Below are 18,465 nucleotides of genomic sequence, written 5' to 3'. Positions count from 1 at the left end.
GGTGAGCACCGACCTGCCGACGCCGCGCCTGGGGGCGCCCGTGGAGAAGGCGCCCCGCGCCGTCCAGGTGGTCCTGAACTGGGGACGGAAGTACTCCCTCTGGGTCTTCAACTTCGGCCTGGCGTGCTGCGCGATCGAGTTCATCAGCGCCTCGATGGCCCGGCACGACTTCATCCGGCTCGGTGTCATCCCGTTCGCGCCCGGCCCGCGCCAGTCCGACCTGATGGTCGTCTCCGGGACCGTGACCGACAAGATGGCGCCGGTCATCCGCCGGCTCTACGACCAGATGCCCGAGCCGAAGTACGTCATCTCCTTCGGGGCCTGCTCCAACTCCGGCGGTCCGTACTGGGACAGCTACTGCGTGACCAAGGGCGTCGACCAGCTCATCCCGGTGGACGTCTACGTGCCCGGCTGCCCGCCCCGCCCGGAGGCGCTGCTGGCCGGCATCGTGGCGCTGCAGGACCAGATCGCCGAGGAGACCCCCGGCCGGGCCCGAGGTCAGGGACGGCCGCTGTCCCGGTATGCCGACCGCCCGGTCACCGCGGGCGAGGTCACCCGCGGCCTGGTCGCGCCTCCCAAAGGTGCCCCGTGAGCGCGGGCGTCACCGTCGAGGAGCGCCGCGTCGAGCCGTCCGGCTGGCACCGGTCGGTGCAGGAGGCCCGCGCCGAGGGGTATGCCTTCTTCGACTGGCTCTCGGCCGTGGACGAGAGCGACGCCGAGGAGCCAGGGCTCGAGGTGGTCTGCCACCTGCTCGACGTGCGACGGCGGGACGGCACCGGCCTGCGCCGGGTGCTGCTGCGCACCCGGGTGCCGGAGGGCGGCGCCCTGGCCTCGGTCACCGACCTGTTCGCCGGTGCGGCCTGGCACGAGCGGGAGACGCACGAGATGTTCGGGCTCGTCCTGGAGGGCTTCGAGGACGGCACCGGGCTGGGGCTGCGGCCGCTGCTGCTGCCCGAGGGCTTCGAGGGACACCCGCTGCGCAAGAGCTTCGTGCTGGCGGCGCGGGCCTCCAAGCCGTGGCCGGGCGCCAAGGAGCCGGGGGAGGGCGGCCGTCCGCCGGAGCAGGAGGCGCCCACAGCGCCTGCCAGCGGCACCCGGGCGAGGCGTCCCCGCAAGCGGCTGCTGCCGCCCGGTGTGCCGGACCCGTCGTGGGGGCCCCGCTAGGACTGCTCGGCTCCCTCCCGGAGCCGCTGCAGCTCGGGGTCCAGGAACCGGCCGAGGACGCTGACGCCCTGGTCGGCATACCCGAGCCGTTCGTAGAAGGCCAGGGTCCCGGCGTTCTCGGCGCGGACCATGAGCATCACCTTGGGCACCCCCTGACGGTCCAGCCAGTCCTCGGCGGCCCGCAGCAGCTCGGTGCCCAGACCGGTTCCGCGGTGCCCGGGGGCGACCGCGAGGTAGTAGACCCAGCCGCGGTGCCCGTCGTGGCCGGCCATCACCGTGCCGACGAGTCCTCCCGGGGGACCGGACGCGGTACCCGGGGTGCTTCCGGTGCCGTCCCCTGCCTCGGTGCGGGCGACCAGCACGGTCGAGGAGGCCCCGTCCACGGCGCGGGCCAGGTCGGCGTCCGGGTCGTTCCAGGGGCGGGTCAGGTCGCAGTCCGCCCAGAGCCGGGTCACGGCGGCGAAGTCGGGGGAGCCGGGGGAGAGCGGGACGATCTGCATACCGCTCATCCTCCCCGACACCCCCCCTGGGGCGGGGGACGCGCGCTCAGTGATGGACCCGGACGTCCCCGGTGCCGGTCCGCACCCGGACCTGCAGGTGCGGCTGCCCCTCCTCGGGGGCGCCGACGCTGTCCAGGTCGCGGCGCACGGTGCCCAGCCCGCTGCTCAGGTCCAGCCAGGTCGGTATGCCGCGCGGCAGCCGCACGTCCACCGCACCGGTGCCGGTCCGCCCCGCGAACGAGCCCCGGCCGTGGTCGCAGGTGATGTCACCGGTCCCGGTGGCGACGGTCACGTCGGTGAGCATCTGCCCGAGGTCCACGTCACCGCTGCCGGTGCGCACCTCGAGGGTGTCGGGGCCGGTGGCGCTCCGTACGGTGACGTCCCCGGAGCCGGAGGTCAGCGACCCGCCGGGCAGCGATCCCACCCGGATGTCCCCCGAGCCGGTGCCGGCCCGCAACCGACCGGAGTCCTGCACCGTGAGGTCGCCCGAGCCGGAGGAGATGGTGGTCGCCCCGCAGACGCCCTGCAGGACCACGTCACCCACCTTGGTGCGTACCTCGACGTCCGCGCCGGGGGGCAGGTGCACCTCGACGCGGGCCGGCTCGGACCGGCCGCCGATCGACAGCCTCCCCAGGGACAAGGTGCGCCCGCCACCACCGCCGGCGGCGTCCGCCCCGGTCAGGGCCGGGACGTCCACCGTCACCCGGCCGCGCTCGCAGGTGGCCACCACCGCGGAGAGGTCGACGGGGCGCCGGGTGGTGACGGTGACCTCGGCGGTGCCCTCCGGCGCGTCCAGGACCACGGCGACGTCACCGCTGTGGTTCTCCAGGGCGAGGGACAGCGGCAGGTCGTCGGCGAAGGAGAAGGTGCGGGTTGTCTCGGTCGTGCGGTGCATCTCGTGTCCTCTCAGGCCCAGCCCGTGACCCGGCGGGGGTGCCGGGTGGACTGGTCGGTGTGCCGGGCGGTGGGGGTGCTGGCGGTCGCCTCACGGATGACGTGGACGACCCAGGTGTTCAGGGACTGCCCCTCCTCACCGGCGCGCTCCTCGGCACGACGCTTGAGCGGGCCGGGCAGGCGCACGGTGAGGCGGGCGGTGCCGGCGTCCTCGCCCCCTTCGTCCTCCTGCTCGCCCGGGGCCGGCGGACCGGGCGGGGGCGGCGGGGCCAACGGGGCGTCGCCGGGCAGTCGCCGGACCTCGAGGACCGGTTCCCGGCCCTCCATCCGGACGGTGACGACGGCGTCGTCCAGCTGGGTGGTGAGGCCCGATGCGGCATCGGAGAGCGCCTGCACCAGGGCCAGGCGCACCGCAGGCTCGATCGCGGTGGCGACCCGGCGGGCCACCTCGCGGGTGTGGTCGTCGGCGAGCGCCGCCGCCCGGTCCAGGTCCTCCGCGACGGCGGAGACATACGGTTGAAGATCCATGACATCACTATGGCGTCATAATGATGTCATAGTCAAGACCTATGACGTCATCGCGCTCTCGGGTCGGGTCGGGTCAGCCGCGACAGCGCGCCGACGTCGGTGCGGCAGCCGCCTCCGCCCCCCGGGCCTCGGTAGGGTGGCGCGCAATGCTTGCCGAACTCCCGTTGGCCCTCGAGGTCGCGCTGAAGGCCGTCGTGGTGCTGGCGGCCTTCCTCACGCTGCCCCTCGCACTGGGCCAGCTGGAGCACAAGCTGATGGGGCATATGCAGGGGCGGCTCGGGCCGATGGAGGCCGGGTGGCACGGCATCGGCCAGCTGGTCGCGGACGGCATCAAGTTCGCCCAGAAGGAGGACATCACCCCGACCGCGGCCGACCGGCCGGTCTTCCGGCTGGCCCCTGCGGTGGCGCTGATCCCCTACCTGGTGGCGCTCGCCCCCCTCCCGCTGGGGGCCACCTGGGTGGCCGTCGACGTACCCGCGAGCCTGCTGCTGGTGCTGGCGGTAACCAGCGTCGGCGTGATCGGCACCCTGATGGCCGGCTGGGGCTCGGGCAACAAGTACTCGCTGCTCGGCGGGCTGCGGGCAGGCGCCCAGCTGGTCTCCTACGAGCTGCCGCTGGTGCTGGCCGCCGCGAGCGTCGCGATGGCCGCCGGCAGCCTCTCGCTGGTCGGGATCGCCCAGGAGTGGTCGTGGTGGTGGCTCGTCTGGCAGGCGCCGGCCGCGTTCGTCTTCCTGGCCGCCAGCGTGGCCGAGCTGCAGCGCACCCCCTTCGACGCGCCGCTCGCGGACTCCGAGCTGGTCTTCGGGCCGCTGACCGAGTACTCCGGGCTGCGGTTCGCCTTCTTCCTGCTGGCCGAGTACGCCGGGATGGTGGTGATGTCGCTGCTGTTCACGGTCCTCTTCCTCGGCGGGTGGCGGGGTCCCTGGGGTGATGTCGGGGTGGTCGGCGCCCTCTGGACACTGCTCAAGGCCACCGGGGTGGGCGTCGTCATCCTGTGGCTGCGGGTCGCCTGGCCCCGGGTCCGGGAGGACCAGCTGCAGCGCTTCGCCTGGCTGGTGCTGCTGCCGGTTGCCCTCGGTCAGCTGGCGCTCACCGGCGTCGGGGTGGTGGTGCTGGGATGAGGTCGATCACCGGACTGGTCCAAGGCCTGCTCACCACCGGGCGCACGCTGCTGCGTCCGGCGCACACGGCGCAGTACCCGCACACCGAGCCCGAGCTGCCGGAGCGCAGCCGCGGCGTCATCGCGCTGCTCGAGGAGAACTGCACCTCCTGCATGCTCTGCGCCCGCGAATGCCCCGACTGGTGCATCACCATCGACTCGCACAAGGAGGAGCTGCCGGCCGAGAGCGAGGGCGGACGGGCCCGCACCCACAACGTGCTGGACCGCTTCGACATCGACTTCTCGCTGTGCATGTACTGCGGCATCTGCATCGAGGTCTGCCCCTTCGACGCCCTCTTCTGGGCCCCCGACTTCGCCTACGCCGAGGGCGACATCCGCAACCTGCTGCACGGCAAGGAGCGGCTGGGGTCGTTCATGGCCCGCGTCCCCGACTCCGCGCTCCCGCCGGGGTATGCCCGCCCGGAGCCGGAGCCGGAGCCGGAGCCGGAGCCGGAGCCGGAGCCGGAGCCGGACGTCGAGGACGGGTCATCGGGGCGGGGCGCATGAGCGGACTGGACGTGCTCTTCCTGGCGGTGGGGCTGCTCACCGCGGGCTCCGCGCTGCTCGCGGTCACCTCCCGGCAGGTGCTGCACGCGGCGCTCTGGCTGGTGCTTACCCTCGGCGGGCTGGCCGGCTGCTACCTGGTGCTGGGCGCCGAGCTGGTGGCGCTCGTCCAGCTGCTCATCTACGTCGGCGCGGTCGTCGTGCTGGTGCTCTTCGCGCTGATGCTGACCCGCTCCGGCGGGGTGCCGGTGGTCACCGGTCTCGGTCAGCGCGTCGCGGCCGGACTGGTCGGTGCCGGGACCACGGTGGTCCTGGGGGGCGGGCTGCTGAGCGCCTTCGGCTGGGGTGCGGTCGCGGTCGACGGGGCCGACAACGAGCAGGTCGCCGCCGCGATCTTCGGCACCTACGTGTGGCCCTTCGAGCTGCTCTCGCTGCTGCTGCTGATCGCGCTGGTCGCGGCGGTGGCGGTCGCCCGGGCGCCGGTCGGCGGCCAGGACGACGCGAGCCTGCGCCCGGACGCACCCGCCGAGATCGAGGCGGCGCAGGGGGAGGGGGAGCGGTCGTGATCCGTCCTGCGCTGCCCTACCTGCTGGTCGCCGTGCTGGCCGGCCTCGGCGTCTACGGCATCCTCGCCCGCCGGCACGCCGTGCTGGTCCTGATCGGCGTCGAGCTGCTGCTCGGTGCGGCCGGGCTGCTGCTGGTCACGGTCGCCCAGACCGGCGCCGCCGGTGACCCGGGCGCCCAGGTGCTCACCCTCTTCGTCATCACCATCGCGGCCGCCGAGGTGGTCGTCGCGCTGGCCGTGCTGCTGGCCCTGTTCCGGGCCCGTGGGCACGTCGACCTGCACGCGCCGCTGGAGCAGCGGCACACCCCGGGCACGGCGGAGGTCGAGCGGTGAACCTGCCCGGGCTCCCGGACCTGAGCGACCTGAGCTGGTCGGACCTGCAGCTCCCGCAGCTGCCGCTGCCCACGGTGCCGGTGCCGGAGCTGTGGGGTGCCCCGGCCCAGTGGGCGATCCTGGTCACGCTGCTGGCGGCGCTGGGCGGGCTCGGGCTCACCGGTCGCTCCAACCGGCTCGGCGCCTGGGTCGGTGTCGGCGGCACCCTGGGGGCCTTCCTGGCCAGCCTGTGGCAGCTGCAGACGCTGACCCAGACGCAGGGTGCCGTCCGCACCGCCGGCACCGTCGGGTCGCCCTGGCTCGGCGACCTCGAGGTCCCGCTGCAGCTGGTGACGACCTGGCCGATGGCGCTGATCGGGGTCACCGTCGCCACCGTCGCGCTCATCGTCCAGGCCTACGCGCGGTGGTACCTCTGGTACGACCCGCGCTACCGGGCGTTCGCGGCGACCGTGTCCCTGTTCACCGCGGCGATGCTGCTCACCGTGCACTCGGGGGACGTGCTGCTCACCCTGGTCGGCTGGGAGGTGATGGGCTGGTGCTCGTTCCTGCTGGTCGGTCACCAGTCCACCCGGGGAGCCGCCCGCCGGGCCGCCGGCAAGGCGCTGCTGGTGACCCGCACCGCCGACATCGGCTTCGTGCTGGGGGTGGTCGTCCTCGCGGCCGGCGCCGGGACCACGAGCACGGCCGGGATCATCGAGCACTGGAGCGCCCAGGGGCCGTCGTTCACGCTGACCACGGCCATGGTGCTGCTCGTCGTCGGGGTGGCCGGCAAGTCCGCACTGTTCCCCTTCCAGGACTGGCTGCCGGACGCGATGGAGGGGCCGACCCCGGCCTCCGCCCTGATCCACGCCGCGACGATGGTGGCGGCCGGCACGGTGGTGCTCACCCAGCTCTTCGCCCTGCTGACCCTGGCCGGCCCGGCCCGGATGCTGCTCGCCGTCCTCGCCTGCGTGACGATGATCGGCGCCGCCCTGCTGGCCTTCGCCCAGGCAGACCTGAAACGGCTGCTGGCGTGGTCGACCGTCAGCCAGGTGGCGCTGATGCTGGCGGTGCTCGCGGCCGCGACACCGGCCACCGGACCGGACGCCGCCGCCCAGCACCTGATCGCGCACGCCTGGTTCAAGGCGCTCCTCTTCCTCACCACCGGCTGGCTCGGGGTGCTGGTGGGCGGCACGGCAATGGCGCTGGTCGCCTCCGGTGCCCGCCGCTACCGGGTGCTGCGGCGTCGCTTCGGGTGGGGACTGCTGGCCCTGGCCGGGGTCCCGCCCTTCGTCGGCTTCTTCTCCAAGGAGCTGATCCTGGGCACCGCGGAGGTGGGTGCGGCCGACAGCGGCGGGCTGGCCGCGGTGCTGGTGCTCGCCTCGGTGGGGGCCTCGGCGCCGCTCACCGCGGCCTACTGCATGCGGGCCTGGCTGGTGCTCAGCCGCCCCACCGCCGCCCAGGGCCACGCCCGGACCTACCACCCTGGGCCGGTGGACCGGATCGACGACTTCTTCGACGAGCCGCAGGTGGTGCAGGAGGCCGAGGGGGTGGAGCGGGCCGAGGCGGCGATCAGCTCCAGCGCCCGGATGGGCACCTCGGTGCTGATGCTGATGACGGTGCTGGGCGGGCTCGTCCTGCTGCTCCCGGTGTGGCGCTCCGACGTCGACCTCGACCTCACGCTGCTGGGCGCCACCCTGCTGCTGATGCTGGTCAGCGCCGTGCTGGTGACCCTGGGCGCCCGGGGCATCCGCACCCGGGACGCGGCGGCCAGGATCCCGGCCGGCACCTCGCTGGCCGGCGAGCGGGGACTCTACGCCGACCACGCCTACCGGGTGGTGGTCGTCGTCCCCGTGCTGGGCCTGGCCCGGGCGGTGACCTGGTTCGACCGGGAGGTGCTCGACGCCTGGGTGCGTGGCACCGCCGTCAGCACCCGGCTGCTCGGCCGGCTCGGTGACCTCAGCAGCCCGCGCCGTGCCACGCCGAGCCTGGCCCTGGTGCTCGCCGGGGTGCTGGTGCTGGCCGCGATCGGGGTGGTGACCTCATGAACGACACCCTGCGCGGGTTCCTGTCCGACGCGCTCGACCTGGTCCCCGACCTCGGCGCGCTCTGGCTGCTGGTCGCCCTGGCCCCGCTGCTGCTGGTGGCGGTGATGCTGCTGGGCGCCGGTCGGTGGCCGGTGCAGCCGGGCCACCGGGTGGTCCACCGCACCTCGATGGTCGCCGCCTCGCTGAGCTCGATCGGGGTGGCGGGCGTCGCGCTGCACCGCCCCGTGGTGGAGCTGTCCTGGATCCCGAGCCTCGGCGTCTGGTTCACCCTGCGCCCGGACGGGCTCTCGGTGCCGCTGCTGCTGCTCACCGCCGTGGTGGGGGTCGTCGCGACGTCCCTGCACCTGTACCCCACGCACGTCCGGCGCGAGGTCGGCCCGGAGCTGGAGGGGACGGACCCCACCTCCCCGATCCCGGTGGTGCGCGGCGCCGACGTCCCCGGCCTGGCCACCTACCACGCCTGCCTCCTGCTGGTGCTGCTCGGCGCCCTGCTGGCCTTCCTGGCCGGCGACGCGCTGCTCTTCTTCATCGGCTTCGAGCTGGTGCTGGTGCCCATGTGGGTGCTCGTCGCGCGCTACGGGGACCCGAACAGCGACCGGGACGGCGCCGCTCTGCGCTTCCTGCTGGTGACCGTGCTGGGCTCCTCCCTGGTGCTGCTCGGGCTGCTGGCGGTGGCGACCGCCACCGGCAGCACGGACCTGGCGGTCTGGGCGGAGCAGGGCGGCTCGGCGATGGGCCGCGGCACCCAGCTGGTGGTCGCCGCGCTGCTGCTGACCGGCCTGGCCCTCAAGGTCCCCGTCTTCCCGCTGCACACCTGGCTGCCGTGGGTGCACGCCACCGCCCCCACCGCCGGGTCGGTGCTGCTGGCGGCGGTGCTGCTCAAGCTCGGCACCTACGGCATCGTCCGGCTGGTGCTGCCGGTGGTGCCCGAGGGCTTCGCCGTGTGGTCCCCGCTGCTGGCGGGGCTGGCCGTCACCGGCATCGTCTGGGCCGGCCTGGTCTGCCTGGTGGAGCGGGACCTCAAGCGGCTCATCGCCTGGTCCTCGGTGGCCCACCTCGGCTTCGTGGTGCTGGCCCTGGCCACCGGCACCCAGGCCGGGCTGCAGGCGGCGCTCTTCGGCAACGTCGCGCACGGGCTGATCTCCGCGCTGCTCTTCGTGGTCGTCGGCGGGCTCAAGCACCGGTGGGGGAGCGCGGACCTCGCGGTGGCACGGGCGTCCCTGCGGGAGGCGACGCCCTTCCTCGGGTTCGCCCTGGTGGTCGGGATGGCGGCCTCCCTCGGGCTGCCCGGGCTCGCCGGGTTCTGGGGTGAGATCGGTGCCCTGCTGGCGGCCTGGTCGCCCGCCGCGGACCGTCCGGAGGGCTGGTTCCGGGCGTTCACCGTGGTGGCCGCCGTCGGGGCCGCGCTGGCCGCCGCCTACGCGGTCCGGGTGCTGCGCGAGGTCTGGTCCGGGGACCGGGTCGAGCCCCGGGTCCCCGACGCCGCCCTCACCGAGCGCAGCGCGCTGCGCATCCTGGGTGTGCTCGTGCTCGTGCTCGGTCTGCTGCCGGGCACCCTGCTGGCCCTCACCGCGCCCTTCGTCCAGGGGGTGCTCACACGATGAACATCGACCTCCGGCTGATGGCGACGCTGCCGGTGCTCGCCCCGGCGGCCGCCGCCGTCCTGGTGCTGCTCGTCGACGTGGCCCTGCCCGACCGTCGCCGCGTGCACCTGGGGCTCGCGGCGCTCGGCCTGGTGGTCGGCGTCCTGGGCGTGCTGCCCGGCCTCCGCCTCGGAGCGGGGGACCGCCGCGGCGCCTTCTGCCTGGACTCCGGCCACTGCGGGTATGCCGCCACCCACCTCACCTCGGTGCTCCAGCTGGCGGGTCTGCTGGCCGCCCTCGTGGTGCTCGTCCTGGCCCGGGACGACTGGGCCGCCCCCGGTGCGGGGGGCGCCCCCGACCGGACCGGACGCGCCCCGGTGGTGGTCGCGCTGGCGCTGGCGGCGACCGCCGGGGTGGTGGCCGTGCCTGCGGCCGGTGACCTGGGCACCCTGCTGGTCTCGCTCGAGCTGGCGACGCTGCCCACGGTGGCCCTGGTGGCCCTGGTCCGGACCGGCTGGCCCTCCGAGCGGCGGGCCCGGGCCGTCGACGGCGCGGTCTCCCTGCTCACCACCTCGCTGGTGTCCTTCGCGCTGCTCGCGCTGGGCGCGGCGTTCTGGGTCGCGGCGACCGGCAGCACGGTGCTCGGGTCCGTCACCGACGTCGCGCACCCGCCGCTGCTGGTGATGGCCGCCGTGCTGATGGTCGCCGGGCTGGCGTTCAAGGTCTCCGCGGTGCCCTTCCACGCGTGGACGCCGATCACCTACGCCGCGGCCCCGATGCCGGTCACCCTCTACCTGGCCACGGTCTCCAAGGTGGCCGCCCTCGGCGGGCTCGTGGTGGTGGTGCAGGCCCTCGGCGTGGTGGACGGGACCACCCTGGTGGCGGTGGCCGTGCTCGCCGCGGCCTCGATGACCCTGGGCAACCTGGTCGCGCTGGTGCAGCAGGACGTGCTGCGGCTGCTGGCCTGGTCGACCGTCGCCCAGGCGGGCTGGGTGCTGCTGCCGCTGGCCACCCTGTCCTCGCGCGCCACCCAGGCGGCCGGCTCCTACCTGGTGGTCTACCTGGCCGCCACCCTGCTCGCCTTCGTGGTCGTGCTCACCGTGGCCGTGCTGGTCACCGCGCACGACCAGGGGGAGGGGCCCGGGACCCGGCTGTCGGCATACCGGGGGCTGCTGCGGTCCCGACCGCTGCTGGCGCTGCCGCTCGGGCTGGCGCTGCTCACCCTGGCCGGGCTGCCGCCCGCGGTCGCCGGGGTGGTCGCCAAGATCGCCGCGCTGCGCCCGGTGCTGGGCGAGGAGATCTGGTGGCTGGCGCTGGTCGCGGCCCTCAACGTGGCGCTCGGGATCGCGGTCTACCTGCGCTGGGTCGCGGTGCTGGTCGCCACCGACCGACCCGGCCCGGTCACCGCCGCGGTCCGGGTCCCGGCCCCCACCTGGGTCCTGGTCGGGCTGCTCACGCTGCTGCTCGTCGTCGGCAGCATCGTGCCGCTGGGCGTGGTCTGAGCGGTGGGAACAGCCGGGCACGTCCCGCTCGTTGCGCAGACATGAGCAAGCACTACAACGGGTTGAAGACGACGTTGCTGTTCGGTGCCATCTGGGCGATCTTCCTCGGCCTCGGTGCCGTCGTCGGCAACGGGCGTTTCATCTGGTTGTTCGCCCTCATCGGCCTCGGCACCACCTTCTACGGCTACTGGAACTCCGACAAGCTGGCGATCAAGGCGATGCGCGCCCAGCCCGTCACCCGGGAGCAGCAGCCGGCCATGTACCGCATCGTGGAGGACCTCTCTGCGCAGGCCGGCAAGCCGATGCCCCGGCTCTACGTGAGCCCGACCGCCGCGCCGAACGCCTTCGCCACCGGGCGCAACCCGAAGAACTCCGCGGTCTGCTGCACCGAGGGCATCCTGCACCTGCTCGACGAGCGGGAGCTGCGGGGGGTGCTCGGCCACGAGCTGATGCACGTCTACAACCGGGACATCCTGACCAGCTCGATGGCGGCCGGCATCGCCGGTGTCATCACCTCGGTCGCCCAGATGATGCTCTTCTTCGGCGGCAACCGGAACGCGAACCCGATCGCGCTGATCGCGATGGCGCTGCTGGCCCCGCTGGCCGCGACCGTGGTGCAGCTGGCGATCAGCCGCACCCGCGAGTACGACGCCGACGAGGACGGCGCGGCCCTGACCGGCGACCCGTTGGCGCTGGCCTCGGCGCTGCGCAAGCTGGAACGGGGGACCGCCGCCGCACCGCTGGCGCCCGAGCCGGCGCTGGTCAACGCCAGCCACATGATGATCGCCAACCCGTTCCGGGCCGGGGACGCCAAGAAGCTCTTCGCAACCCACCCGCCGATGGACCGGCGGATCGCCCGGCTGGAGCAGATGTCCCAGGGGCAGCAACCCGGGATCACCCGCTACTGAGCAGGCCCGGGTCCTCGCCCGTCGCTCAGTCGGTACAGGGTTCGCCCCGCACCGCGCGGGCCGGTGGCCGGTCTCCCCGGAGGCTGGCCACCATGTCCACCACCCGCCGGGTCGCGCGCACGTCGTGCGTCCGGAAGACGGTGGCACCGAGCCAGGCGGCCACCGCGGTGGCCGCCAATGTCCCCTCCAACCGGTCCTGCACCGGCAGGTCGAGGGTCTCGCCGACGAAGTCCTTGCGGGATAGGGCCTGCAGCACCGGGTAGCCGAGGGCCGCGACGTCCGCGGTGTGCCGCAGCGTCACCAGCGAGTGCCGGGTCGTCTTGCCGAAGTCCAGGGTCGGGTCCACCAGGATCCGTTCGGCCGGCACCCCGGCCGCCCGGGCCGCCGCGGCGCCCTGCGCCAGGGTGGCCAGCACGTCGCGGACCACGGCCAGCTCGTCGTCGCCGTGCCCGTCGGCATACCGGACGTCGACCGGGTCGGTGCGTGGCGGCAGCCCGCCGGTGTGCGAGACGACCACCCCGGCCCCGATGTCGGCCGCGACCCGGACCAGCTCCGGGTCGTGCCCGGCCCAGGTGTCGTTGACCAGGTCCACCAGCCCGGCGGCCGCGCGCGCGACCTCGCTGCGCCAGGTGTCCAGGGAGAGCACCAGCCGCGGGTATGCCCGACGTGCCGCCTCCAGGACCGGCAGCACCCGGTCGATCTCCTCGGCGGCCGAGACCCGGGCGCCCTGCTCCCCGGCCCGTACCCCGCCCACGTCGACGATGTCCGCCCCCTGCTCCACGGCGGCGTCCACGGCGCTCAGCGCGTCCTGGAGCACGGGGTGCCGGTTACCGGCCCAGAAGGAGTCCTCGGTGCGGTTGACGACGGCCATCACCCCCGGCGCCGACGCGTCGAGGACCCTGCCGCGCAGCACCAGGGACGGGGGCCGGGGCAGGGTCCTCGGTCGCGGGAGGGGCATACCCCTCATGCTCGCACCCGCTACTCCCAGGCCCTCCAGTCGATCTCCTCGTCGGCCAGCGCGAGGACCGGGTAGCTCATGCCGTCCTCGGTGATCAGCGTCCAGGCGGGGACCTCCACGCTCCCGGACTCGGTCCACAGGGTGCCCTGGACCAGCTCGGCATCGACGACCGTCTTGTCCTTGAGCAGCAGCGGCAGCCTGTCCCCCGGCTCGAGACTCACCGGCTCGGGCAGCGTGGGTTCGACGAACTCCACGGGGGCGTCCCCGGCGAGGTCGTCCTCCGGCAGGCTGATCCCGTACTCCATCGAGAACTCTCGCAACCCGTACCGCTGCACCGCCTCGACCGGGGAGATCACCTGGTAGTCGCCGAGCGAGGTCATCTCGCCCAGCGAGGCGTAGGCGGTGACGACGCCCCCGGGGGCGACGGTCACGCTGGCCTGCAGCGGCCCGTACCGGTCGACGCCCTCGGGCCACGCCTCGACGGTCACGTACAGGGAGTCCGGCTCCCCATAGTCGATCGTCTCCAGGGTGTAGTCCTGCACCGGGACGCCGGCGTCGCGGAGGAAGTCACCGGCCAGGGTGAGCGCCTCCTCGTCGGTGGGACGCGGGCCCTCGGGGGTCACGCAGCTGTCCACCGACGGCATCGCCAGCTCGTCGCCGAAGGCGCTCTGCCACTCCTGGCGCAGCACCGCCAGGTCGTCCTCGGTCATCCCCTCGTAGTTCTGGGCGCAGTACTCGTCGCGGTAGACGTCGGAGTAGCTGAAGGACAGGGCGGCGCCGTCGTCGTGGACCGTCATGGCGCGGCCCGTGTCCGGGTCGAAGACCCCGTCCCCACCGAAGAAGTCGCTGTCCTGCTCCAGCGGCACGCCGGCGAAGCCGGTGGCCGCGGTCCAGGCGTCGAGGAACTCCTGCGGCTCCTGGTCGGCGACCAGGGCCCGCACCTGACCGGTGGTGCCCTCGGTGGACAACCCGGTGCCGGCCACCAGGCGCACCGGCCCGGGGTCGTAGGCCGCCGAGGTGGCCTCGGCCATCCCGACGCCGGAGTCGGTGGACGAGGTCAGCATGGCCTCGCTGGGCAGGTCGCCCTCGCCGACGGAGCTGCCGGGGCCGATCGCGGGGGTGAGCGGGTTGTCGGCCAGCACCACGGTGCCCTCGCCCTGCTGCTGGCCGAGGGCATACCCCCCGACGCCGACGGCGAGCGCCGCGACGGCGGCGGCCGCGATCCAGGGGGTGCGGATCCGGGGTCCGCGCAGCAGGTCGTCGTCGATCCCGGTCGCGGTGTCGGCGCCCTGCGCGTGCGTGCGCTGGCTGGCCGGCGCCCGGTGCGCGATGAGGGTCCGCAACCGGTGCAGGTCGGGGTGCGACCCGGTCGCCGGGTCACTGTCCCGCAGGCGTCGCATCGACGCGTCGGTGTGCTCGTCGGCCATCATGGTCTCCTGTTCGTGCGGTGCTGCCGGGGGTGAGGGTGGGGCCGTACCGGGTCGGGGGTGCTCACGGGTCCTGCTCCCAGGCCTCGCGCAGGCGGGCCCGGGCGCGGGAAAGCGCCGCCGCGGCCCCGCCCCGGGTGAGGCCGAGGGCACGGGCCATGCCCTCGCCGTCCAGGCCCTCCCAGGCGTGCAGCATCAGGACCGAGCGGTCCCGGACGCTGAGCCGGGCCAGGGCCCGGCGCACCTGGTCGTCGCCGACCACCAGCTCGGCCGGGTCGACGCTGCGCATGTGCGGGTCGTTGCGCTCCTGGGTGCCGTAGTCGGCGAGCAGCGTCAGGGTCGGCTTGCGGCGGTGGTTGGCGAGCACGTAGGCGGCGGTCCGGTAGAGCCACGGCAGCTCGAAGTCGGCCGGGACCCGGTCCCGGCGACGCCAGGCGGTCGCGAAGACCTCGGCGGTGAGGTCCTCGACGTCGCTGCGCTCGGCGCGCCGGACGACGTACCGGTGCACCGCGGTGGCGTGCCGGGCGAAGAACGCGTCGAACCAGGTGGCGTCGCGGGGCTCCTCCGCGGGGGCCGCGGCCGGGTAGCCCACGAGGTCGCCGCGGACGTCGCCTCCGACGTCGCCGCCGAGCGGCCTGGGTGTCATCGTTCCTCCTGCGGTACGGCGGCGTGCGCCGACCCCGACGGCGCCGACACCAGCACTATGTCGCCTCCACGCGTGGTGTTGCAGCGCCCCGCCGGCGGTGCCCGCCACCCCCTGGGCGTACCGGGTCCGGACGCACGGGAGGGGCACCGGATCTCCGGTGCCCCTCCGAGGTGGTGGCAGGTGCAGGATTCGAACCTGCGTAGGCGTAAGCCGACGGATTTACAGTCCGTTTCCATTGGCCGCTCGGACAACCTGCCAGTGCGCTGAGCGCGGGTGAAAGGATATCAGCCATCCAGCGGTGGGCCGAACTCGTCCGGACCACCACCACGACACGCAGGAGGTATGCCCATGGCCGACTCGTCCTTCGACATCGTCAGCAAGGTCGATCACCAGGAGGTCGCCAACGCCGTCAACCAGGCCGCCAAGGAGATCGGGACCCGGTACGACTTCCGGAACGTCGGTGCCCGGGTGGAGCTGACCGGCGAGGTGATCAAGATGGCCGCGAACACCCCCGAGCGGTGCGAGGCGGTGCTCGACGTGCTGCAGACCAAGCTGGTCAAGCGCGGCGTCTCCCTCAAGCACCTGGACTACAGCAACGACGGCGAGCCCTCCGCCTCGGGCAAGGAGTACCGGCTCGAGGCCGCGCTCACCTCCGGGATCTCCAGCGAGAACGCCAAGAAGATCTCCAAGATCATCCGGGACGAGGGGCCGAAGTCGGTGAAGTCCTCGATCCAGGGTGAGGAACTACGGGTCACCTCCAAGTCGCGCGACGACCTGCAGGAGCTGCAGCGGCTGCTCAAGGCCAAGGGTGACGACCTGGACGTGGCGCTGCAGTTCACCAACTACCGCTGACCCGCGCCCTCACCCTCCGCCCCCACCCCCGACCGGGCGAGCGCTGTGCCCCGACCGGGCGAGCGCTGTGCCCCGACCGGGCGAGCGTTGTGTCCTGACCGGGCGAGCGCTGTGCCCCGACCGGGCGAGCGCTGTGCCTCGACCGGGCGAGCGTTGTGCTCCGGACCGCTGTCCGGCGCGCACGCGGCACGGCCTACGATCGGTGCCCATGCCGACGGTGAACCCGGGTGACCCCGAGACCGACCACAGCCTGCCGACCCGGGCCGAGCGGATGGGCGAGATGCCCTACAGCCGCCGGCATACCCGGGTGCTGCTCGGCTCGGGCACCGGCTGGGCGCTGGACGCGATGGACGTGGGCCTCATCTCCTTCGTCGGGCTGGCGATCGCCACCCAGTGGGACCTCAGCGCGACCCAGCAGTCCTGGCTGCTCTCGATCGGCTTCGTCGGGATGGCGATCGGGGCCACCTTCGGCGGGATGCTCGCCGACCGCTACGGCCGCCGCACGGTCTTCGCGCTGACCCTGCTGGTCTACGGGCTCGCCACCGGCGCCTCGGCCCTGGCCACCGGGCTCGCCGCGCTGCTGCTGCTGCGCTTCCTGGTCGGAATCGGGCTGGGAGCCGAGCTGCCGGTGGCCTCGACCCTAGTCAGCGAGCTGTCCCCGACCCGGATCCGGGGCCGGATGGTGGTCATCCTGGAGTCGTTCTGGGCGGTCGGCTGGCTGCTCGCGGCGCTGATCGGCTTCTTCGTGGTGCCGCTGTCCGACGACGGCTGGCGCTGGGCCTTCGCGATCGGTCTGGTGCCCGCGCTGTATGCCGCCGCCGTCCGGTGGGGGCTGCCCGAGTCGCCGCTGTTCCTGGAGCGGCGGGGGCGGGTGGCAGAGGCCGAGCAGGTGGTGCGCTCCTTCGAGGACGCGGCGGGGATCGCCCACCCGGAGAGCCGCCCGCTGCCGGAGGCGCCCCCACGCACGCCGGGCACGCTCTGGTCGATGCCCTACCGGGTGCGGACCGCGGGCATCTGGATCGTCTGGTTCTGCGTCAACTTCTCCTACTACGGCGCCTTCATCTGGCTGCCCAGCCTGCTCTACGCCCAGGGCTTCGACCTGGTCCGCTCCTTCGGGTACACCCTGGTCATCACCCTCGCCCAGCTCCCGGGGTATGCCCTCGCGGCCGTGCTCGTCGAGGTCTGGGGGCGCCGCGCGACCCTGGCGACCTTCCTGCTCGGCTCCGCCGCGGCGGCGGTGTGCTTCGGGGTGGCCGGCGAGACCTGGCAGATCATCGCGGCCGGTTGCGCGATGTCCTTCTTCAACCTCGGCGCCTGGGGCGCTCTCTACGCGATCACCCCCGAGATCTACCCGACCACCGTCCGCGCCTCCGGCGCCGGCGCGGCCGCGGGCTTCGGCAGGCTGGCCTCGATCGCGGCACCGCTGCTGGTGCCGGTGATCCTGGCGGCCTGGGGGAACGCCGCCCTGTTCGCCATCTTCGGCGGCGCCTTCGTGGTCGGTGCGATCGCGGCATACCTGCTGCTGCCCGAGCAGGCGGGCGACGCTCTCGAACCCAGCTGATGCATAGCTATACTGGGTGATGCATGAGTACACGGCCGCGGTCCGGTGGCCCCGGCCCGTCCCTGCTCCCCGCCCGGGACCATCCCCGCCCCCGACCCTAGGATGAGACGCATGACTGAGCTGTCCACGAACCAGGACTTCATCGACCTCGAGGACAAGGTCGCCGCCCACAACTACAGCCCGCTGCCCGTGGTGGTGGGTCACGCGGAGGGCATCCATGTCACCGACGTGGAGGGGCGCACCTACATCGACGCCCTGTCCGGATACTCCGCGCTGAACTTCGGCCACCGCCACCCGGGCCTGGTGCAGGCGGCCAAGGACCAGCTGGACCGGTCCACGCTGACCTCGCGCGCCTTCCACAACGACCAGCTGGGCCCGTTCTGCGACGCGCTCGCGGACCTGGTCGGCAAGGACATGATCCTGCCGATGAACACCGGTGCCGAGGCCGTCGAGACCGCGCTGAAGATCGCCCGCAAGTGGGGCTACCAGGTCAAGGGCGTCCCGGACGGGCAGGCCGAGATCATCGTCATGGACGGCAACTTCCACGGCCGCACCACGACGATCGTCTCGTTCTCCGACGACCCGGAGGCGCACGACCACTACGGCCCCTACACCCCCGGCTTCGTGGCCGTCCCCTACGGCGACCTGGCGGCGGTCGAGGCTGCCATCACCGAGCGCACCGTCGCGGTGCTGGTCGAGCCCATCCAGGGCGAGCAGGGCGTGATGATCCCGGCGCAGGGCTACCTGCCCGGGCTGCGCGAGCTGTGCACCCGCACCAACGTGCTGATGATCGCCGACGAGATCCAGTCCGGCCTCGGGCGCACCGGCACCACCCTGGCCTGCGAGTACGAGGGTGTCGAGGCCGACATGTACACCCTGGGCAAGGCCCTCGGCGGCGGCATCGTGCCCGTCTCCGCGGTGGCCGCCAACCAGGACGTGATGAACGTCATCACCCCCGGTACGCACGGCTCCACCTTCGGTGGCAACCCGCTGGCGGCCGCCGTGGGCAAGGCCGTCGTCGACCTGCTCGCCACCGGGGAGCACCAGGCCCACGCCAAGGAGCTGGAGGCCGTGCTGACCGAGGAGCTGGGCAAGCTCGTCGGCCAGGGCGCCGAGGCCGTGCGGGTGCGCGGCCTGTGGGCCGGCGTCGACATCGACCCGAGCCTGATGACCGGCAAGGAGGCGTGCAAGAAGCTCGCCGCCAAGGGGGTCCTGGCCAAGGACACCCACGGCTCGACGATCCGGCTGGCCCCGCCGCTGACGATCACCGAGGCCGAGCTGCGCCAGGTGACCGACACCCTGGCCTCGGTGCTCGCCGACGCCCGCGGCTGAGGCACCCGACCCGCACGACGGG

19 protein-coding genes and 1 tRNA gene are annotated in these 18,465 nt (G+C 73.6%); 13 read left to right on the top strand and 7 right to left on the bottom strand.

Going from position 1 to position 18,465, the window contains the following annotated elements:
* Nucleotide 1: 1 nt before the first annotated feature.
* Complete coding sequence (locus tag ACI3EY_RS11525) at nucleotides 2-592, top strand: NADH-quinone oxidoreductase subunit B (protein WP_405040487.1); 591 nt, start codon at nucleotides 2-4, stop codon at nucleotides 590-592.
* Entirely contained in the window at nucleotides 589-1,164 is a 576-nt protein-coding gene (locus ACI3EY_RS11520; protein ID WP_405040486.1) for an NADH-quinone oxidoreductase subunit C, read from the top strand. The genes ACI3EY_RS11525 and ACI3EY_RS11520 overlap by 4 nt, the downstream gene beginning before the upstream one ends.
* Here the strand turns inward: ACI3EY_RS11520 and ACI3EY_RS11515 are convergent.
* The 3 genes from ACI3EY_RS11515 to ACI3EY_RS11505 are packed head-to-tail and all read right to left on the bottom strand — an operon-like array spanning nucleotide 1,161 to nucleotide 3,086.
* Nucleotides 1,161-1,664, bottom strand: a complete 504-nt coding sequence (locus tag ACI3EY_RS11515; RefSeq protein WP_405040485.1) for a GNAT family acetyltransferase — start codon at nucleotides 1,662-1,664, stop codon at nucleotides 1,161-1,163. The two genes, ACI3EY_RS11520 and ACI3EY_RS11515, sit on opposite strands and share 4 nt — an antisense overlap.
* Before the next feature lie 46 nt (nucleotides 1,665-1,710).
* Nucleotides 1,711-2,559 (bottom strand): DUF4097 family beta strand repeat-containing protein, encoded by an 849-nt coding sequence (locus ACI3EY_RS11510; RefSeq protein WP_405040484.1) that lies wholly within the window; start codon nucleotides 2,557-2,559, stop codon nucleotides 1,711-1,713.
* A gap of 11 nt (nucleotides 2,560-2,570) precedes the next feature.
* Entirely contained in the window at nucleotides 2,571-3,086 is a 516-nt protein-coding gene (locus ACI3EY_RS11505) for a toxin-antitoxin system HicB family antitoxin (RefSeq protein ID WP_405036425.1), read from the bottom strand.
* 146 nt (nucleotides 3,087-3,232) lie between these two features.
* Between ACI3EY_RS11505 and ACI3EY_RS11500 the strand changes: the two genes are divergently transcribed.
* From ACI3EY_RS11500 to htpX, 8 genes are read left to right on the top strand one after another with little or no spacing between them, the layout of a single operon-like run.
* A complete protein-coding gene (locus ACI3EY_RS11500; RefSeq protein WP_405040483.1) occupies nucleotides 3,233-4,207 on the top strand; it encodes a complex I subunit 1/NuoH family protein in 975 nt (324 codons plus the stop codon).
* Entirely contained in the window at nucleotides 4,204-4,752 is a 549-nt protein-coding gene (locus ACI3EY_RS11495; protein WP_405036427.1) for a NuoI/complex I 23 kDa subunit family protein, read from the top strand. The genes ACI3EY_RS11500 and ACI3EY_RS11495 overlap by 4 nt, the downstream gene beginning before the upstream one ends.
* Nucleotides 4,749-5,315, top strand: a complete 567-nt coding sequence (locus ACI3EY_RS11490; protein ID WP_405036428.1) for an NADH-quinone oxidoreductase subunit J family protein — start codon at nucleotides 4,749-4,751, stop codon at nucleotides 5,313-5,315. Before ACI3EY_RS11495 ends, ACI3EY_RS11490 begins: the two co-directional genes overlap by 4 nt.
* Nucleotides 5,312-5,647: an NADH-quinone oxidoreductase subunit NuoK gene (gene nuoK / locus ACI3EY_RS11485; RefSeq protein ID WP_405040482.1), complete on the top strand. Its 336-nt coding sequence runs from the start codon at nucleotides 5,312-5,314 to the stop codon at nucleotides 5,645-5,647. The genes ACI3EY_RS11490 and nuoK overlap by 4 nt, the downstream gene beginning before the upstream one ends.
* Entirely contained in the window at nucleotides 5,644-7,674 is a 2,031-nt protein-coding gene (locus ACI3EY_RS11480) for an NADH-quinone oxidoreductase subunit 5 family protein (RefSeq protein ID WP_405040481.1), read from the top strand. Before nuoK ends, ACI3EY_RS11480 begins: the two co-directional genes overlap by 4 nt.
* Nucleotides 7,671-9,278: a complex I subunit 4 family protein gene (locus ACI3EY_RS11475; RefSeq protein WP_405036431.1), complete on the top strand. Its 1,608-nt coding sequence runs from the start codon at nucleotides 7,671-7,673 to the stop codon at nucleotides 9,276-9,278. Before ACI3EY_RS11480 ends, ACI3EY_RS11475 begins: the two co-directional genes overlap by 4 nt.
* A complete protein-coding gene (locus tag ACI3EY_RS11470; RefSeq protein ID WP_405040480.1) occupies nucleotides 9,275-10,759 on the top strand; it encodes an NADH-quinone oxidoreductase subunit N in 1,485 nt (494 codons plus the stop codon). The genes ACI3EY_RS11475 and ACI3EY_RS11470 overlap by 4 nt, the downstream gene beginning before the upstream one ends.
* Nucleotides 10,760-10,800: 41 nt before the next feature.
* Nucleotides 10,801-11,667 (top strand): zinc metalloprotease HtpX, encoded by an 867-nt coding sequence (gene htpX / locus ACI3EY_RS11465; RefSeq protein WP_405036433.1) that lies wholly within the window; start codon nucleotides 10,801-10,803, stop codon nucleotides 11,665-11,667.
* Nucleotides 11,668-11,692: 25 nt separating this feature from the next.
* On the opposite strand, the gene folP is transcribed toward htpX, so the two are convergent.
* From folP to ACI3EY_RS11445, 4 genes are all read right to left on the bottom strand, one after another.
* Nucleotides 11,693-12,625: a dihydropteroate synthase gene (gene folP, locus ACI3EY_RS11460; protein ID WP_405040479.1), complete on the bottom strand. Its 933-nt coding sequence runs from the start codon at nucleotides 12,623-12,625 to the stop codon at nucleotides 11,693-11,695.
* Between the two features lie 20 nt (nucleotides 12,626-12,645).
* Complete coding sequence (locus tag ACI3EY_RS11455) at nucleotides 12,646-14,052, bottom strand: hypothetical protein (RefSeq protein ID WP_405040478.1); 1,407 nt, start codon at nucleotides 14,050-14,052, stop codon at nucleotides 12,646-12,648.
* Nucleotides 14,053-14,116: 64 nt separating this feature from the next.
* Nucleotides 14,117-14,698: an RNA polymerase sigma factor gene (locus tag ACI3EY_RS11450; protein ID WP_405040477.1), complete on the bottom strand. Its 582-nt coding sequence runs from the start codon at nucleotides 14,696-14,698 to the stop codon at nucleotides 14,117-14,119.
* A 171-nt stretch (nucleotides 14,699-14,869) separates the two neighbouring features.
* Nucleotides 14,870-14,955: transfer RNA gene (locus tag ACI3EY_RS11445), tRNA-Tyr, on the bottom strand.
* 91 nt (nucleotides 14,956-15,046) lie between these two features.
* On the opposite strand from ACI3EY_RS11445, the gene ACI3EY_RS11440 reads away from it, so the two are divergent.
* From ACI3EY_RS11440 to rocD, 3 genes are all read left to right on the top strand, one after another.
* On the top strand, nucleotides 15,047-15,550 hold the full coding sequence (locus ACI3EY_RS11440) for a YajQ family cyclic di-GMP-binding protein (protein ID WP_405036513.1): 504 nt from the start codon (nucleotides 15,047-15,049) through the stop codon (nucleotides 15,548-15,550).
* Nucleotides 15,551-15,758: 208 nt separating this feature from the next.
* Entirely contained in the window at nucleotides 15,759-17,111 is a 1,353-nt protein-coding gene (locus ACI3EY_RS11435; protein ID WP_405036437.1) for an MFS transporter, read from the top strand.
* Nucleotides 17,112-17,222: 111 nt separating this feature from the next.
* Entirely contained in the window at nucleotides 17,223-18,443 is a 1,221-nt protein-coding gene (gene rocD / locus ACI3EY_RS11430) for an ornithine--oxo-acid transaminase (protein ID WP_405036438.1), read from the top strand.
* Nucleotides 18,444-18,465 lie beyond the last annotated feature (22 nt).

Source organism: Serinicoccus shuyuelongi, assembly GCF_045032955.1.
In the GTDB taxonomy this organism is placed as follows: Bacteria; Actinomycetota; Actinomycetes; order Actinomycetales; family Dermatophilaceae; genus Ornithinicoccus.
The sequence above is the reverse complement of the archived record's forward strand: the minus strand, read 5'-3'. Positions and strand labels throughout refer to the sequence as shown.

Excerpts from the sequence above, each read along its gene's own strand:
- ACI3EY_RS11455 (WP_405040478.1), bottom strand. The coding sequence starts at position 14,052 with ATGGCCGACGAGCACACCGACGCGTCGATGCGACGCCTGCGGGACAGT.
- folP (WP_405040479.1), bottom strand. The coding sequence starts at position 12,625 with ATGCCCCTCCCGCGACCGAGGACCCTGCCCCGGCCCCCGTCCCTGGTG.
- ACI3EY_RS11510 (WP_405040484.1), bottom strand. The coding sequence starts at position 2,559 with ATGCACCGCACGACCGAGACAACCCGCACCTTCTCCTTCGCCGACGAC.
- ACI3EY_RS11490 (WP_405036428.1), top strand. The coding sequence starts at position 4,749 with ATGAGCGGACTGGACGTGCTCTTCCTGGCGGTGGGGCTGCTCACCGCG.
- ACI3EY_RS11435 (WP_405036437.1), top strand. The coding sequence starts at position 15,759 with ATGCCGACGGTGAACCCGGGTGACCCCGAGACCGACCACAGCCTGCCG.
- ACI3EY_RS11500 (WP_405040483.1), top strand. The coding sequence starts at position 3,233 with ATGCTTGCCGAACTCCCGTTGGCCCTCGAGGTCGCGCTGAAGGCCGTC.
- rocD (WP_405036438.1), top strand. The coding sequence starts at position 17,223 with ATGACTGAGCTGTCCACGAACCAGGACTTCATCGACCTCGAGGACAAG.
- ACI3EY_RS11470 (WP_405040480.1), top strand. The coding sequence starts at position 9,275 with ATGAACATCGACCTCCGGCTGATGGCGACGCTGCCGGTGCTCGCCCCG.
- ACI3EY_RS11515 (WP_405040485.1), bottom strand. The coding sequence starts at position 1,664 with ATGCAGATCGTCCCGCTCTCCCCCGGCTCCCCCGACTTCGCCGCCGTG.
- ACI3EY_RS11440 (WP_405036513.1), top strand. The coding sequence starts at position 15,047 with ATGGCCGACTCGTCCTTCGACATCGTCAGCAAGGTCGATCACCAGGAG.
- ACI3EY_RS11450 (WP_405040477.1), bottom strand. The coding sequence starts at position 14,698 with ATGACACCCAGGCCGCTCGGCGGCGACGTCGGAGGCGACGTCCGCGGC.
- htpX (WP_405036433.1), top strand. The coding sequence starts at position 10,801 with ATGAGCAAGCACTACAACGGGTTGAAGACGACGTTGCTGTTCGGTGCC.
- ACI3EY_RS11505 (WP_405036425.1), bottom strand. The coding sequence starts at position 3,086 with ATGGATCTTCAACCGTATGTCTCCGCCGTCGCGGAGGACCTGGACCGG.
- ACI3EY_RS11475 (WP_405036431.1), top strand. The coding sequence starts at position 7,671 with ATGAACGACACCCTGCGCGGGTTCCTGTCCGACGCGCTCGACCTGGTC.
- ACI3EY_RS11495 (WP_405036427.1), top strand. The coding sequence starts at position 4,204 with ATGAGGTCGATCACCGGACTGGTCCAAGGCCTGCTCACCACCGGGCGC.